Source organism: aff. Roholtiella sp. LEGE 12411 (assembly GCF_015206995.1).
Classification (GTDB): domain Bacteria; phylum Cyanobacteriota; class Cyanobacteriia; order Cyanobacteriales; family Nostocaceae; genus Komarekiella.
Window position 1 is genome coordinate 1 of sequence record NZ_JADEXR010000138.1, and the last position, 15469, is coordinate 15469.

The 15469-nt window shown below is 40.2% G+C and carries 14 protein-coding genes; 5 read left to right on the top strand and 9 right to left on the bottom strand.

Translation table 11 applies throughout. The features are described 5' to 3' along the window. Nucleotides 1–189: 189 nt before the first annotated feature. Complete coding sequence (locus tag IQ246_RS23015) at nt 190–822, bottom strand: phosphoribosylanthranilate isomerase (RefSeq protein WP_194005654.1); 633 nt, start codon at nt 820–822, stop codon at nt 190–192. Nucleotides 823–947: 125 nt separating this feature from the next. Here IQ246_RS23015 and psaK point away from each other — a divergent pair, with 125 nt between their 5' ends. Further along, the gene (gene psaK, locus IQ246_RS23020; protein ID WP_193197594.1) at nt 948–1202 is read left to right on the top strand and encodes a photosystem I reaction center subunit PsaK; all 255 of its coding nucleotides are present in this window, start codon (nt 948–950) and stop codon (nt 1200–1202) included. A 511-nt stretch (nt 1203–1713) separates the two neighbouring features. Next, nucleotides 1714–2910, top strand: a complete 1197-nt coding sequence (locus IQ246_RS23025) for a site-2 protease family protein (RefSeq protein WP_194005655.1) — start codon at nt 1714–1716, stop codon at nt 2908–2910. A 172-nt stretch (nt 2911–3082) separates the two neighbouring features. Here IQ246_RS23025 and IQ246_RS23030 read toward each other — a convergent pair whose 3' ends face one another. The 3 genes from IQ246_RS23030 to hemN form a co-directional block, all read right to left on the bottom strand. Next, nucleotides 3083–3787: a manganese catalase family protein gene (locus tag IQ246_RS23030; protein WP_194005656.1), complete on the bottom strand. Its 705-nt coding sequence runs from the start codon at nt 3785–3787 to the stop codon at nt 3083–3085. Nucleotides 3788–3962: 175 nt separating this feature from the next. Then, nucleotides 3963–4235, bottom strand: coding sequence for a GlsB/YeaQ/YmgE family stress response membrane protein (locus tag IQ246_RS23035; protein WP_194005657.1), 273 nt, complete (start codon nt 4233–4235; stop codon nt 3963–3965). Nucleotides 4236–4757: 522 nt separating this feature from the next. After that, nucleotides 4758–6140 (bottom strand): oxygen-independent coproporphyrinogen III oxidase, encoded by a 1383-nt coding sequence (gene hemN, locus IQ246_RS23040; RefSeq protein WP_194005658.1) that lies wholly within the window; start codon nt 6138–6140, stop codon nt 4758–4760. 435 nt (nt 6141–6575) lie between these two features. Here hemN and acsF point away from each other — a divergent pair, with 435 nt between their 5' ends. Beyond that, nucleotides 6576–7670 (top strand): magnesium-protoporphyrin IX monomethyl ester (oxidative) cyclase, encoded by a 1095-nt coding sequence (gene acsF, locus IQ246_RS23045; RefSeq protein WP_194005659.1) that lies wholly within the window; start codon nt 6576–6578, stop codon nt 7668–7670. A 43-nt stretch (nt 7671–7713) separates the two neighbouring features. Here the strand turns inward: acsF and IQ246_RS23050 are convergent, their stop codons facing one another. The 3 genes from IQ246_RS23050 to IQ246_RS31000 form a co-directional block, all read right to left on the bottom strand. Continuing rightward, nucleotides 7714–8583, bottom strand: a complete 870-nt coding sequence (locus tag IQ246_RS23050; protein ID WP_244142130.1) for an amino acid ABC transporter substrate-binding protein — start codon at nt 8581–8583, stop codon at nt 7714–7716. A 618-nt stretch (nt 8584–9201) separates the two neighbouring features. Next, nucleotides 9202–9693 (bottom strand): BON domain-containing protein, encoded by a 492-nt coding sequence (locus IQ246_RS23055; protein ID WP_194005661.1) that lies wholly within the window; start codon nt 9691–9693, stop codon nt 9202–9204. A 694-nt stretch (nt 9694–10387) separates the two neighbouring features. Then, nucleotides 10388–10522, bottom strand: a complete 135-nt coding sequence (locus tag IQ246_RS31000) for a hypothetical protein (RefSeq protein WP_255515625.1) — start codon at nt 10520–10522, stop codon at nt 10388–10390. Nucleotides 10523–10612: 90 nt separating this feature from the next. On the opposite strand from IQ246_RS31000, the gene IQ246_RS23060 reads away from it, so the two are divergent. Continuing rightward, nucleotides 10613–12061, top strand: a complete 1449-nt coding sequence (locus IQ246_RS23060) for a HAMP domain-containing sensor histidine kinase (RefSeq protein WP_194005662.1) — start codon at nt 10613–10615, stop codon at nt 12059–12061. 212 nt (nt 12062–12273) lie between these two features. On the opposite strand, the gene pip is transcribed toward IQ246_RS23060, so the two are convergent. Then, nucleotides 12274–13212, bottom strand: coding sequence for a prolyl aminopeptidase (gene pip / locus IQ246_RS23065; RefSeq protein WP_194005663.1), 939 nt, complete (start codon nt 13210–13212; stop codon nt 12274–12276). 196 nt (nt 13213–13408) lie between these two features. On the opposite strand from pip, the gene IQ246_RS23070 reads away from it, so the two are divergent. Next, nucleotides 13409–13804, top strand: coding sequence for a DUF1499 domain-containing protein (locus IQ246_RS23070; RefSeq protein ID WP_194005664.1), 396 nt, complete (start codon nt 13409–13411; stop codon nt 13802–13804). A 5-nt stretch (nt 13805–13809) separates the two neighbouring features. Here IQ246_RS23070 and IQ246_RS23075 read toward each other — a convergent pair whose 3' ends face one another. Next, nucleotides 13810–14895: a glycosyltransferase family 4 protein gene (locus IQ246_RS23075; RefSeq protein ID WP_194005665.1), complete on the bottom strand. Its 1086-nt coding sequence runs from the start codon at nt 14893–14895 to the stop codon at nt 13810–13812. Between the last annotated feature and the right edge of the window lie 574 nt (nt 14896–15469).

A 15469-nucleotide genomic window follows, 5' to 3' on the forward strand; every position in this document is an offset into this window, starting at 1 on the left:
CTTTAACTTGATTCGTCACCAAGCAGCATTCTTTTAGGGAATGGGGCACTTGTACTGAGCGTATCGCTAAAGCGAAAGCTCCGCTAACGGGTAGCGTCTCGTAGAGAAGCCGTTGGCGCAGCCTCTCGTAGAGAAGTATGGGGCATTGATTATTCTTTCTTCGCCTGCTTCCACTGCTTTCTCTACTCCCTAATGCCTACTCCCTAGTTTTTCAAACAACTTTGCTACTTTGTCTAAATCTTTATCTCCAGGTGCATGTTCCACACCACTAGATAAATCAATACCGCTAGGATTAACCTGATTTAAGGCTTCCACAATATTATCTGGTGTTAGTCCACCAGCTAAAAACCAAGGGCAACTGGGGCTAAATTGCTCTAAAATTTTCCAATCCAAGGTTTGACCTGTACCACCCAGTTGTTGAGGATGATAAGCATCAAGCAGTAAAGTATCTATGTATTTGCTGTAATTTGCTGCTGTGTCAAGATCTTCAAGATTGCTAATTCTAAGCGCTTTAATAATTTCAATGTTGGTTAGAGATTGACGCAGCTGGTAGCAAAATTCTGGTGGCTCATCTCCGTGCAACTGCACACCAGTCAACCCAGAATCAACAACTATCTGGTTGATTTCCGGAATACTGGCGTTAGCAAAAACACCAATTCTGTCAATATTTTCTGGAAGTTGTGCGATCGCTGCACAAATTTGCAATGTGGTAACGTAGCGAGGTGAGGTTGGCACACAAATAAATCCTAGTGCCGTTGCGCCAAGAGAGGCGATCGCTACAGACTGCTGTGGTTGAGTAATGCCACAAATCTTAACGCGCATATAAATTTGATATATTGGGAACTGAAAAAAAATGTCGAATTTTTGCTAATTATTTTCGCTTATTTCCTGAGTAACTTTATAATTTTGTAGGTTTACATTTATTTTTTCATTCAGGAGACAAAAGCTTGACTTCATCTATCTTACTAGCAACCGCTGCAACTGTTCCTCCAACACCAGCGTGGAGTCCCACCGTGGGGATTATCATCAGTGTCAGTTGCTTAGTAGTTCTTTTGCTAAGTACTAGAATTGAAAAACCCCTAGTTGGGCCTAAGTTCCCGATTTTGCCAGTCAGTATTCCAACATTCGTCGCAGCGATGGCTTTTGGTCATGTTATCGGTGTTGGCATCGTTTTAGGACTCACTAATATCGGGCGTCTGTAGTTTTGGGATGACAGAGACGTTACTCATAACGTTTCAAGAAATACAAAACCCCAAAAACGATTCTGGTTCTTTCTCCAGCAAGATAACTCGTGAGTATTAGCCAAGTCAGCTTTCATTTAGTTGTTCTAACTGAGGAGGGAAGTATTAACCTTCCCTTTGCGGGAAGATTTAACTACTTCATCAGCAAAGGTGTACTTGCCTTCAAAGATGGTATAAATTCACCCTCTATACTCAATCAGTTTACTCATGCAGGAGAAAGAACCATCATTTTATTGATGTTATTACTAAGATGCCCCTCTTCCCTGCTCCCTCATGTTCCGCTGCTCCAAATTGCTCACATTGCCTGCAAGCATTAAGTTTTGATTACTGGCAGTAATTGTCTATTCTAGAAGTTAGAGCATCTTACGCTTCGGCACTGCTGAAATTAATTGCCAGGTAATTTGGTGTATAAAAATGTACTAAAAATGACGCTATAAGAATTGCTGGCGATATTTAGCTTTAGGACAATGTAATGCAAACAAATTGGAAAATTGGATCTTTATTTGGAATTCCCCTATTTTTAGATCCGTTGTGGTTTGTGATTTTAGGGCTGGCGACCCTTAATTTTGGGGTGGCTTATCAAGAATGGGGGACTGTGATTGCTTGGAGCGCTGGTATGGTGATGGCGCTGCTGCTATTTGGTTCGGTGTTATTACATGAGTTAGGTCATAGCTTGGTAGCACGATCGCAAGGCATTAAAGTCAACTCGATTACCCTGTTTCTGTTTGGTGGTATTGCTGCTATAGAAGAAGAATCCAAAACTCCAGGAAAAGCATTTCAAGTAGCGATCGCTGGGCCATTGGTGAGTATCATACTGTTTTTCCTGCTGCGTCTCGGAGCTACTGTTATTCCGGATACTAGCCCAGTCAGTGTAATGGTCGGAGATTTAGCACGAATCAACTTAGTTGTAGCAGTGTTTAACATGATTCCTGGCTTACCTTTAGATGGGGGACAAGTGTTAAAAGCAGCACTATGGCAAGCAACAGGTAATCGTTATCAAGCCGTACACTGGGCTGCAAAGGCGGGGCAAATTTTGGGTTACAGTGCGATCGCCTTGGGATTTGCGATAGATTTCTTGACCAGGGAATTGGCGGTTGGTTTATGGATTGCTCTGTTGGGTTGGTTTGGTATCCGAAATGCCAACAGCTATGACCGGGTGACTACATTGCAAGAAACTTTGCTCAAGCTGTTAGCCACCGATGCTATGACTCGTGATTTTCGCGTTGTTGATGCTGATCAGACATTGCGTTCCTTTGCCGATTCATACCTATTAGAAACTGCTCCTCCCCAGATTTATTTTGCAGCTTCTGATGGACGTTACCGAGGTATGGTTTCCATTAACGATTTACGTCTAACTGAAAGAAGTCAATGGGAAACCCAGACTCTACACAGTATTGTGCATCCCCTGACAGAAATACCCACAGTTACTGAGTCAACTTCCCTAGCTGATGTGATTAACAAGTTGGAAAATGAGCAGTTACCTCGGATTACTGTGCTTTCTCCCGCTGGCGCTGTAGCTGGTGTAATTGATCGGGGAGATGTTGTACAGGTGTTGGCGCAAAAGCTAAATTTGCGGATAACGGATGCTGAAATTAAACAAATCAAAGAGGAAGGTAGTTATCCGCCAGGTTTGCAGTTGGGGGTAATAGCGAAATCAACTTCAGATTAAACGTCTAAAGGATTCTTGGAGGAAATTTTTCAACACAAAAAACCCTCAAATGAGGATAAAAATTTAAAAAGAAGGTGGACATTGCCCACCTTCTTTTTGATAGTTTCAAGTAAGAACGTGTTAATGAGAGTTGTACCTCAAGTCAATTTACGTTCTTACTGAATCTATTGAATTAAGAGCTACTTTCTGATGGGTTAGCAACGTACTTGAATGTTGGCTCAGAATTCCAAGGGCCTCGCTCATCCTTACCATTTCCATTCCCATTTCCATAGGAAGATAGATTATAGTACAGAGCTACAGTTTCATCAGGCTTGATGTTACCAAAGAATGGATCTGTCAACTTCCCTAGAGAATCTAGAGCCTTCATAAACATCTGGGTATGAGAAATTTCTCGTGTTAATAGGTGAACTAAAGCCTCTTTGGTTTGTTGATCAGTAGACAGCTTAATCAACTCTTCGTAAGTTTGACGAGCGCCAGCTTCAGCTGCAATATTAGCTCTTAAATCACGCACTACATCTCCACCCTCATTTAAGTAGTTTGCAGTCCAAGCATTACCCTGACTATCTAGAAAATGAGGGCCTATACCTCTAATAGCAAATAGAGTGCTTTTGTAAGCTTCTGTTTGATCAGTATTTTTGGTATGAGCTTCGATGAGTTTGCCAACCATTTCTAAATGCCCAAACTCTTCAATAGCTATATCTTGGAGCATGTCTTTAATGCCAGCGTTTTCGACATGAAAAGATTGTACCCAATATTGTAGTGCAGCACTAAGCTCTCCAGTCGCCCCACCAAATTGCTCTAATAGTAACTGAGCAAAACGAGGATTTGGCTCACCTACTTGAACAGCATGGATAGGTTCTTTTTTGTGAAAAAACATACGCTTCCTTTTCTAGAAATAATGATGTGACAGAATGGATTAGCTAAGCTATTATCTTTGAGTGTTTTTCCAGTCCCATCTGCCTAAATACAGATTTTAGGAATTTTCAGACTGGTGAACTAAAAGACCTAATCAAACACGATTCATCTAATAGTTGGCAACTGCTAATCAGTTGTTATGCATTACTGCTTCTTCTCAGGAGTCCCCATAGGTATATGGCAATAATTGCACCAAGTACAGCAACTAAAATACCAGTAACACTTAAACCAGTTGCTGTCAGTTGTAGAGTTCCTGTTTGTAATAATGTCAACAGACTTCCGCCAATAAAAGCACCAACAATACCCAAAACCATCGTGGATAAAATTCCACCACCTTGATAGCCAGGGTAAATAGCTTTGGCGATCGCACCAGCTAAAAGTCCCAATACTACCCAAACAATGATGTTCATGATTTCCTTGAAAATCTGCTCATAACTCACATCTGTATATAAGTTATCAATCCTGCTTTACAATAGTTTCTACCAGATGAGATAAATTCTAAATCCAAAAGTTATAGAAAAAAGGTTACATTGAAATTAAGTTGTAGTTAAAAATATTTATTTATGATTATTCCAATTTAAATATTGGGTTGTAGAGTATTTAGCTTAATGATTTATACTCAAAAAAATTAAAATAATGAATAAGGGATTTGTGTATCCATCTTCAGAAATAAACATATTGTCTAACTTTTTGGAGATATCAGGTATATTTATGGCAATAAACAGGCTTGAAAGCCTTTTTATATCGAGGTTTTATGATGAGTTTATCATTCGTTAACTGGCAGATGCGATGGCATCTAAAATTTCACAAAAAGCCTTTCTCGATATCCATTTTATTGATAGTTTAATTGCAATATAATATTAACGACTCAACCAAGTTTAAAACTTGCGATTGAGTCGTCAACATTATGACAAACATTTAGATAATTAGGATCAAATGGCGCGGGAAAAAGTTGTTTCTTGCATTTTAGTATGGTTATCAAATATCACAGCAATATTTCTTACTAATAATCTGCCAATGTCTGTGATTTGGATGTAGTTTGTTGATAAACCGACTAAGCCATCTGCTTCTAGTGGCTTTAATGCTTCTAATTCTTCAGAGAAATATTCATCAAAGCTAATGTGATATTTATTTTCAATATCTTGTTTATGAAGCTGAAAGTGAGACATGATGAACATAATCACATCTCGTCTTATCATATCATCCTGAGTTAGCTTAATGCCTTTACTAATTGGTAAAACACCTGCTGCCATTGCCTGATAATAATCCTTTAATTGCTTGTGGTTTTGAGCATAAGCATCTTCTAGCATACTGATTGAGGTGGCACCAAAACCAAATAGTTCTGTTTCAGCGTGGGTAGTGTACCCCTGGAAGTTACGTTTGAGAGTACCATTACGTTGAGCGATCGCTAGTTCATCATTAGTTTTTGCAAAATGATCCATACCAATAAATAGATATTGGTTACTTGTTAGTTCTTCAATGGTCATTTTCAAAATTTCTAACTTTTCTTGTGATACTGGTAAAGCCTCTTGAGGAATATTTTTTTGCGTCGGTTTCAACCACGGTACATAAGCAAAGTTAAAAACAACAATTCGATCAGGATCTAATTCAATAGTTTTTTTCACCGTTTCCCGAAATGTCTCGCAGGTTTGATAAGGTAGACCATAAATTAAATCTACATTCACGCTTTCAAATTTGGCTTCTTTGATCCAGCTCATGACATCAAACAACATTTCTTCAGGCTGGACACGGTTCACAGCTACTTGAACTTGGCGATTAAAATCTTGGATGCCAAAACTAATGCGATTAAACCCAATCTGTCTGAGAAAAAGAATGTAGTTTCTATCAATATAGCGGGGATTAATTTCAATTGAAATCTCTGCTTGTGGATCAATGTTAAAGTAGCGATTGATGTTTTTCCACAAGAATTCTACCTGATCACGTTCTAAATAATTAGGAGTACCGCCTCCCCAATGAATCTGAAGCACTTTTCTTTGTGGATCGATTAAAGCTGAGGTGTTCTTAATGTCTTGAACTAAATATTCCACGTAAGGTTCGGCAATTTTCTTGTTGTTAGAAATTACCGTGTTACAGCCACAGAAATAGCAAGCACTTTGGCAAAAAGGTATATGAAAATACAACGAAAGTGGAGATTTGCGTTGATTCGAGGCGGCGATCGCAGCTTCAAAATCAATTTGAGTGAATGTTTCGTTTAACTCTGTAGCGGGTGGGTAACTGGTGTATCTGGGTGCGCGAGTGTCATACTTTTTGATCATATCCAAATTAAATTTGACACCAGGTAGTAGAAAAACCATTGAGTTGCTTCCTTCATGTTCAAGCGCAAGGTTTATGATCAGTTATCGACTCAGGAAATTTGCCATTTCACAGTCAATGCCAGAGTTAAAAGATTGTTATTCTAGGTTTAGAGCGGATCTACATTACGCCATCTAGCAAATACCACCGCTAATACAGATGTCAGCTATTTTTCTTGACTATAAAATTATTTAACTATTAATATTTGCAGAACTATAAAATTATTAATATTTCTTTAGATTTATCTGCTTTTCATACTGAATCACATTTTAGTTGAGCAGTTACAAAACTGATTATGGCTAGGCATTTCAACTCTCCTAAAACTGTAGGCAATTAGGTTATTTCTCACAATTTACTTTCAATAATTTAACTGATGTCCATTAATAACTTTTTATGGTTATATAAATTTTAAAGGATAAAACAATAGAAGGATTTTTATGGTTAAGTCTCTAGAAACCTCTCAACCTAAGTTTCTGAAGCCAGGTGTGAAAGCACCTGTTCAAGAAACATTATTAACACCTCGGTTTTACACCACTGACTTTGAGGCGATGGCGCAGTTAGATATTTCGGCGCAAGAGACTGAGTTACGGGCAATTGTAGAGGAATTACGAGCAGACTATAACCGCCATCACTTTGTGCGCGATGAAGAATTTCAGCAGTGTTGGGATCACATTGATGGGGAAACGCGCCGCGCTTTCATTGACTTTTTAGAACGCTCTTGTACTTCAGAGTTTTCTGGGTTTTTGCTGTTCAAAGAGTTATCGCGCCAACTGAAAAACCGTAACCCCATCCTGGCGGAAGCCTTTAACTTTATGGCACGGGATGAAGCACGCCATGCGGGATTTTTGAACAAGTCAATGGCCGATTTTAATCTTTCGCTTGACTTGAGTTATTTAACTAAAAATCGTACTTATACCTTTTTTCCGCCAGAGTGGATAATTTACACAGTCTACTTATCTGAGAAAATTGGCTACTGGCGCTACATTCTGGTGTATCGCCACATGGAAAAACATCCAGAACATCAAATTTATCCACTGTTCGGTAAGTTTGAGAGTTGGTGTCAGGATGAAAATCGGCATGGGGATTTTTTCAAAGCGCTGCTGTTATCGCAACCTCAACTATGGAACAATTGGAAAGCGCGGTTGTGGGTACGTTTCTTCTTGTTGAGCGTATTTGCTACCCATACTTTGACCGTATTTGAACGGGCAACGTTTTATCAATCCATTGGAATAAACCCGCGCGAATATAATACCAGAGTCATTCAAGAGACGAATAACACTGCTGCACGGGCATTTCCCCTGATTTTGAATACAAATCACCCTAAGTTTTTCCGACGGTTAGAGCGATGTTCAGAGCTTAATCTGAAACTAGTAGAGATTAGTCAGAGCGATGCCTACGGCGGCAAGCTACGCTCACAAATTGTCAAATTCTGCCAAAAATTACCCCTGATAGTCTCCATAGTTTGGCATCTGTTGCAGACTTACCTAATTAAACCAATTGATGCTGAATCATCCAGAGGAAAAGTTAATTAACCAGTAGCGGCATACAGTAGATATCTGCACAGATCATATAAATTTACAAGTCACTTTTGGGAATCTCTTCACGGAATTCTATAACCAGTTGCATGGTTTCTAAAAATAAATCTCGTAAATCGCGATTGAGAAAAACCGCTCCTTGTGAACCGAACGAGCGATCAAAAATAGCGACATATCGTTGATTGCCATTCACCAATCCTTGCATGAACTTGACAAGTGAGTAGTTTACTGAGTCGAGAAATTTAGAATTATCTTCAGGAACCATGCAAGCAATCCCTTCTTGTGAAAGAGGGCGATCAGGAGCGATCGCAAAAGCATCAGAATTTTTCGCTTTTTGCAACCATCCCTCCAACAGGATACTATCGGATGCGAAAGCATCAATTTTGCCCTGTTGTAAAGCAGCAAATCCCTCCGCCCTAGTCTTCAAGTACACCAGTGTAGCTTTCGGCTGTACCCGCTTAATTGCCTGCTCATTAGTGGTTTGTGCCAGCACACCAATTCGCTTATTAATTAAGGATTCAGCAGAAACCAGATTACTCTCCTTCTTGACCAATAACTGAGTGCCAGTAATACCATAGCTGACCGAAAAATCGACTTTTTTATCCCGTTGCCATGTAAAGCTAGTAGCGTCGCAAACAATATCAACCTGTCGGTTAACTATTTGGGGAATACGTTCTGCTGGGGTAAGTGCGACTAATTTCAGTTGGATTTTTTTGCCCAATTCTTTTTCTAACTGTTCTTTAATGAGAGTTAGCATATCCACAGAATAACCAGTCAATTTCCCTTGATTGTCAGAAGAGGCAAAGGGAAGCGCATCTTTACTAGTCCCAGCAGTTAGTATACCCGTCCGCGCCACTTTTTGCATTACAGTTTCCGCCGCAGCTACATCAGGCATAAATATAGGAAACATCAAACTCAGACAAGCGATCGCAATTGTTTTATACGCACTCACTTTCTTCGATGCAGGTAAGCAAAGTAGATAACCTTTTGGATTCACAAGTACCCTCATATTTAGTCTTTGATACTGAATTGGCTAGACACCCCTAACTCAGCCGTTATTAGAGTGGGATGAACCCAGCAATAATGCATCAAAATACAGCAATTCTCCCTATGGAGTGCAGGCTAATCAGATCCGGTAACGATTCTTTACACTATGCATTTAATAAACATCTATCTAATTCATAAGCGAGATATCTATATATAGGCAGGACTTACGCAAGTGTCATATTTTTAACGCCAGAGGTTGTCCAGAGTCAAAGGTCAAAAGTCCAAAAAACCTTGATTCTTGAACGCCACTTGCTTTAAGTCAAAAGAGCCGCAAGGGCGCAGTGGCTCCCCTTGACCCTTGACCCTTGACTCTTATACCAGAAGCCTTGTGTGCCAGTTGCGTAGGTACTGGGTTCTATATTTGACGCTAACTAATTCAAGATATCGGCTATCAGGGATTGGGAACAGACAAGGGAGATATCTACTCAATAATTCCCCCTCGTCCTCCTAGTACCCAGTACCTAGTCCCTAGTTTCCAGTTCTAGGACTTTTTTACAGGTTCAACTTTCGCTTCCACCTTCACATTTTTCACGCCTTGAACTGCTTTGATTAAGGTTTCAGCTTTCTGGAGTTCTTCTTGGGAAGTAGCTGTGCCTTTGAGGACAATCTGACCTTCTTTGTTTTCAATCTCTAACTTATTGCCTGGTAAAACTTCCTTCAACTTTTTGCTAACTTCAGTTTTTAAATCGCCTCCGGCTTTAGTAGCAGAGGTGGTAGATTTTGTTACTCCTGTTTTTGCTGAATCAATTTTAGCTTTAGTATCTGTGCTAGCTACTGAAGGAGTCGTTTGTGTTCCTGGAATTTTGGTAGTTTTATCTGTAGTTTGAGTTGTTTGAGAAGCCGATTTTGCCGGAGCTTGAGCAGCTTCACTAGTAGTGCTAGGAGTTTCTGAACCAGTCTTAGGAACCTCTTGGCAGCCAAAGGTACTAACAACCAGAATGCTACTAGCTAGAAACAGAATTAGCTTATTCATTATCTATCTCCGAATTGAGTAATTGAAGCGATTAATTGATCTGTGTGTCATGGTGAGGAGCAAATGTTAAAAAACAATTAAATGTGAAATTACAGAAGTGAGGAATGAGGAACCAAGTACTTCTGTTGATGAAAATTGAAGCTTGGACGACTTCTTGAGGCTGAAAGGTTGAAGCCAGTTATTAGAATAGAAGCGCCAATTCAATTTTACCGACGGCTACATCTGAGTAGGGCTTTGCACAATGATTTTAGCTATCTATCGATTTTATTCCTAAGGTAGATTATGCCGCCCCACAGCGGTGACTCGATGTTATCAGATTTGGAAAGATTTGGCGATTCTAATTCAAAATTTTATTGCCTTATTGTGGCAATGTTTTGGAAACAATTAAGGTAAAAGATATTCTCAGTAAATGATTTTATACATGAGAAGTAAAATTTAAATAAATATAAAAACTAATCTTTATATATCTTCTATTCAAATAACAAATGCTACATCTGAATAAACAACACAATAAAAATATTATTTTAGCTTTGGATAAAACTATGGATAGTTGAGAGTTGAAATTGAAATGTATAGAGAAGTCTGAGCAGTGGCTCTCGACACTCAGAACTTTAGTGAGCAAGCAGAGCTTTGGTAAGATTAGATCTCAGCAATTCAAAACTTATGAACTTGCAATAGGTCTATTTAAAGAAATCTAGGTGGTGCTATCTCGACGGTCAATTGGAACTCCCAATCCCATGAGTCCACCCAACAATCCACCAGCCGCTGCACCAACGCCAGCACCAATAGGGGAAATTGCGCCCGAATTGTTCGGTTCTACGACTGTCACGAGCACACAAATCACTATAACCTCGTAAGTAGTAGTGAAATGCCTACCCTATATGCTGTTAGTCGCTGTTGAATCAAGGGGTGAAAATCTGTGTACGAATGGATCTTGCCAAGTCTGAGCGAAGTTTTAGCCGAAAGTCAATCAAGTGTGGTTGAATATTCACCTGCTAAAGCAGAGCAGCAATGGCGCGTTAGCCTAGCAGCAACAGAACATCTGCTATTAAATACTTTAGCAACTTCCCTTGATGCAACCCAAGGATTAGTTTTAGCTGCACCAGCACCTCTATTTAGTCAGCCAAAATTGACTCAAAGTTTGCAGACGGTAACTTTTACAGCAAAACCATTTAATCCCTTGGCATTAATGCCATTTCAAATGCCAACTGCGATACCTGGCTTGGGCTACGCCAACGCAACTGTAGATCAAATCGCTCCTCAAGAGTCGGTGCTACCTTTACTACCTGCCGATCCGTTGGCATCTGAGCAGTTTTGCTTGGTTTTTACAGATAAATTTAGATTAGTACTAGTTTTAGCAGAACACAAGAACGGTAAAAAAACGTTCTCATTCTCCTTTGAGCCAGAAGTAGTGCAGCAGGCGTGGCGATCGCTAGGAGCACGGGTAATGCTGTCTAATCCAGAATTTTTTGCTGATCTAGATGCATTAGTACAACAGTATTCTCCAGTAGCACCAGATTACCGTACCGTAATTCAGTTTAGCCAGTTACTACTTCAACAATTACCAGAACCAGAAGCCGACACGGGGAATATCCCTCCTTCTCCCCTTCCCCCCGTCTGCCCCTCCTCTCCTCGTCCCGATGTCGAATTACTCCAAGCCTTTGCTCACGAAGTCCGCACTCCCCTGACAACGATTCGCACTATGACTCGCCTACTGCTGAAACGGCGGGACTTACCTGCGAACGTGATCAGTCGCTTAGAAATTATCGATCACGAATGTACCGAGCAAATTGACCGAATGGAGTTGCTGTTCAAAGCCGCAGAACTAGAAACTTCTGCTTCTGTAAAATCTTCAAGAACTCAACTCACACCAATGTCTTTGGATCAAGTGTTGCAGCAGAGCATTCCCCGTTGGCAACAAGCAGCGCATCGGCGAAACTTGACTTTGGATGTTGTTCTGCCTCAGCAACTACCAACGGTGGTGAGCAATCCCACGATGCTAGATCAGGTACTCACTGGTTTGATGGAGAATTTCACCCGCAGCTTACCGTCTGGTAGCCATATTCAAGTTCAGGTTATCCCAGCTGGTGATCAACTAAAGTTACAACTATCACCTCAACTTCAACGCAAAGATACAAGCAAAGCTGCAATACCTGCACCACCGCCGATTCGTAAAGCTCTTGGTCAACTGCTGATGTTCCAACCGGAAACCGGTACGATTAGTTTGAATATTGCTGCCACTAAGCATTTATTTCAGGCGATCGGTGGGAAACTGATTGTGCGCCAGCGTCCCCACTATGGCGAAGTGTTGACTATTTTCTTGCCTTTAGAAGTTAGCAGTCAGCCGAAGTCAGGAGTTATGAGTTAGCAGACAGAGGAGCAGGGGGAGTAATGTTTCGACTTCCTACGGCTACGGTTATCGAGCGAAGCCAATATCCACTCAGGACAAGCCGCTCAACAACCGGGAACAAGAAGGACAAAGGGAATAAATACTAACTTTCGACTCTTGACTCTTGACTCTTGACTCTTGACTCTTGACTCTTGACTCTTGACTCCTCATTTAGCAGTTTTTCTCAGGAGTTAAAGTTTATCAGTTGCTTCAATTAAGGCGCTGGTAATTCCTGGTTCACTCATGGAATGTCCGGCGTCAGGAACTACAAGAAATTCAGCTTCGGGCCAAGCACGATGTAATTCCCAAGCTGATATCATCGGACAAACTACATCATAACGTCCCTGAACAATTACAGTAGGAATGTGGCGAATACGGTCAACATTTAAAAGTAATTGATTTTCTGTTTTAAAAAATCCTTTATTAATAAAATAATGGCATTCAATACGAGCGAAAGCTGAGGCAAATTCACTCTCACCAAACTTTTGCATGAGGTCTGGATCTAAGAAAAGTCTACTTGTACTAGCTTCCCAAATCGACCAAGCACGCGCTGCTGTTAATTGAATTTCTAAATCTGGACTGGTTAAGCGTTTGTAATATGCAGTGATTAAATCATCTCGCTCAGCAATGGGAATTGGTTTTAAATATTCTTCCCAAGCTTCAGGAAAAATATAGCTAGCACCTTCTTGGTAGAACCATTGCAACTCTTTTTGTCTTAACATAAAGATGCCACGTAGAATTAGTCCCGTGCATCGAGAGGGATGGGTTTGACTGTAAGCCAATGATAAAGTGCTGCCCCAACTACCACCGAAGACTACCCACTTTTCAATACCTAAATATTGGCGCAGTTTTTCAATATCATTTACTAAATCCCAAGTGGTATTTTCCCGTAATTCAGCATGGGGTGTACTTTGACCACAACCGCGTTGGTCAAACATCACCAATCGCCATTTTTCTGGATTGAAATATTGTCGATAAAAGGGTGGGCATCCACCACCAGGGCCACCATGTAGCAAAACGATTGGCTGGCCTAGCGGGTTGCCTGACTCTTCAAAATGGATAGTATGAAGGTCGCAAACCTGTAAACTACCTTCGAGGTAAGGTTCGATCGCTGGATAAAGTTCTCGCATTCTGTAAATTTTACCAGTAATGGAGCAAGTGCGATCGCAGTTATATGCACGTAAAATTCTTGAGTGATATGAAAATTGTTAATTGACTTAATTAACAACAAACAAACTTTAACCTACAAACTAATGCCTCACCAACAACCTTAAGGTAACTTAAATATGTAACAGTGTATTTATTCAAATATCAACAAACAAGATTATGGTTTTTGCAGGTAAACGACCGAGTAATTTAGGTGTTAGTAATGGAAAATTAGCACCCTGTCCCAACTCCCCTAACTGTGTTTCTAGCCAGAGTTCAGACGCAACCCACCAAATTGCACCTTTGACTTTCACATCTACCCCAGAGCGGGCGATCGCTACTCTTAAAGGTATCATTCAATCCTTACCCAGAACTAAAATAATTACTGAAAGTCAGGATTATTTGTATGCGGAATTCAAGAGTGCTTTGATGGGATTTGTGGATGATGTAGAGTTCTATCTAGACCGGAAAGCTAATCTGATCCAGGTTCGCTCAGCCTCACGCTTGGGTCAGAGTGATTTGGGTGTCAATCGTCAACGCATAGAAACGATTAGAGCACAGTTCAAAAAAGTTTAGACCAACTACGTAGGACTATTAGCTAAACTAGCTAAACTACGGAAATGCCCATTTTGAGCAAATTTCTCTGCTAAAACTTGTTGATAAACCGCTTCATAGCCATCAGTCATTTGCTGAATGCTAAAGCGGTTCTCAACATACTTGCGACAAGCATAGCGGTCTAATTTTGTTATCTGATCAATTGCACTGATGAACTCTTGAGTATTATTGCAAAGCAAACCCGTCTTCCCGTGGGAAATTACTTCTTCAGTAGAACCCAATTTCATGGCAATTACTGGAGTACCTGAAGCCATTGACTCAATCATCACTAACCCAAATGGTTCTCGCCAAGTGATGGGGAACAGAGTCGCTACTGCACCTCCCATAAGAGCATTTTTTTGAGCATGGTTAGCTTCACCTAGATACTCAATTTGCTTACCGTCAATCTGCGGTTTGATTTCCTTCTCAAAGTATTCCACATCAACGGCATCAATTTTACCTGCCATTTTTAAATGCCAACCAGATTGTTTTGCAATTCCTATTGCTAAGTGCGTTCCCTTCTCTGGAGATATACGACCCAAAAATGCTAAATATGGAGGATCTTCAGATTGAGCGTGAAACTCATAACTACTAACATCAATCCCATTGTAGACTGTCGTTAAATAGTTCAGCCCTAACCTTGGTTCCCGCTGTGCATTAGAAATACTAACGAAGGGTTGATCTTTCCCATAACTAAATATTTTTTCGTTATCAGGGGTAAAAATACCGTGCAACGTGTGAACTGTAGGAGTTTTGACAAGCTTTGCACACGCTAGTGGCCCATGCCCCGTATGGGAGTGAATAATATCAAATTCTTCTGCCCGTTCATACACTGAAGCTAGATTCAGCATCTCATAGATGCTGTAATCCTTGATAGTAGAATCGAGTCTTAAGGCACGAGGATGAACTGACAAGATTTTCGCCAGACTGATAGAATCTCCCGATGCAAATAGGGTGACTTCGTGTCCGCGTCTGACTAATTCATCAGTTAGCAGTCCTACTACTAGCTCTACACCACCATAAGCTGGAGGTGGTACTCTTTCCCATAGTGGAGCTATCTGAGCAATTCGCATCACAAACCTCCTAAAAATAAGACTTGAATTAAAAGTGTGTCTTTTGAGTTTAAATAGTGCTTGTAATCGATCAACCATGCACTAAAAACTTACTTAAAACACAAACTTTCTTAAGAATCTTCTCAATATCTTATACCTTTATTTCTAGATATTTCGTCTATCTAAGTAGGGAAATTACCCTCTCTTAAGAGGTAAAATGCATTTTTATTTTATTAAAAATTAACAATTCGATGATATTTATACTACAGGAGTTGTTTAAAAATATGATTGTATCCAAATGATAAAATCTAGGTAAAGGGCAGGTTTTGGCATGAAAATAGTACTAGCAACTATTAATTATCTAATTTACAAATGCCAATTAAAGGATGAATAAACTATATGTACAAGTGTAGGGCGGCTTTCCGTACACCAAAGGATAATCTGTAGACGCCCAAAGGATGATTTATTGGGGAGCATCTCACTTTTTGAAGTGGCTCAAACTGACAATAATCCATTGAGGTAAGCAGAGCGATGAGCCAGGACTTGAGGAACATTTTCTCGTTTCCATTGTGCCCCAGAAATCTTTGTTCGACGG

Coding starts and splice junctions, on each gene's coding strand:
- IQ246_RS23035 (WP_194005657.1), bottom strand. CDS start 4,235: ATGAACATCATTGTTTGGGTAGTATTGGGACTTTTAGCTGGTGCGATC.
- IQ246_RS23070 (WP_194005664.1), top strand. CDS start 13,409: ATGGTTTTTGCAGGTAAACGACCGAGTAATTTAGGTGTTAGTAATGGA.
- IQ246_RS23055 (WP_194005661.1), bottom strand. CDS start 9,693: ATGAATAAGCTAATTCTGTTTCTAGCTAGTAGCATTCTGGTTGTTAGT.
- IQ246_RS23075 (WP_194005665.1), bottom strand. CDS start 14,895: ATGCGAATTGCTCAGATAGCTCCACTATGGGAAAGAGTACCACCTCCA.
- IQ246_RS23050 (WP_244142130.1), bottom strand. CDS start 8,583: ATGTTTCCTATATTTATGCCTGATGTAGCTGCGGCGGAAACTGTAATG.
- IQ246_RS23015 (WP_194005654.1), bottom strand. CDS start 822: ATGCGCGTTAAGATTTGTGGCATTACTCAACCACAGCAGTCTGTAGCG.
- acsF (WP_194005659.1), top strand. CDS start 6,576: ATGGTTAAGTCTCTAGAAACCTCTCAACCTAAGTTTCTGAAGCCAGGT.
- hemN (WP_194005658.1), bottom strand. CDS start 6,140: ATGGTTTTTCTACTACCTGGTGTCAAATTTAATTTGGATATGATCAAA.
- IQ246_RS23025 (WP_194005655.1), top strand. CDS start 1,714: ATGCAAACAAATTGGAAAATTGGATCTTTATTTGGAATTCCCCTATTT.
- pip (WP_194005663.1), bottom strand. CDS start 13,212: ATGCGAGAACTTTATCCAGCGATCGAACCTTACCTCGAAGGTAGTTTA.
- IQ246_RS23030 (WP_194005656.1), bottom strand. CDS start 3,787: ATGTTTTTTCACAAAAAAGAACCTATCCATGCTGTTCAAGTAGGTGAG.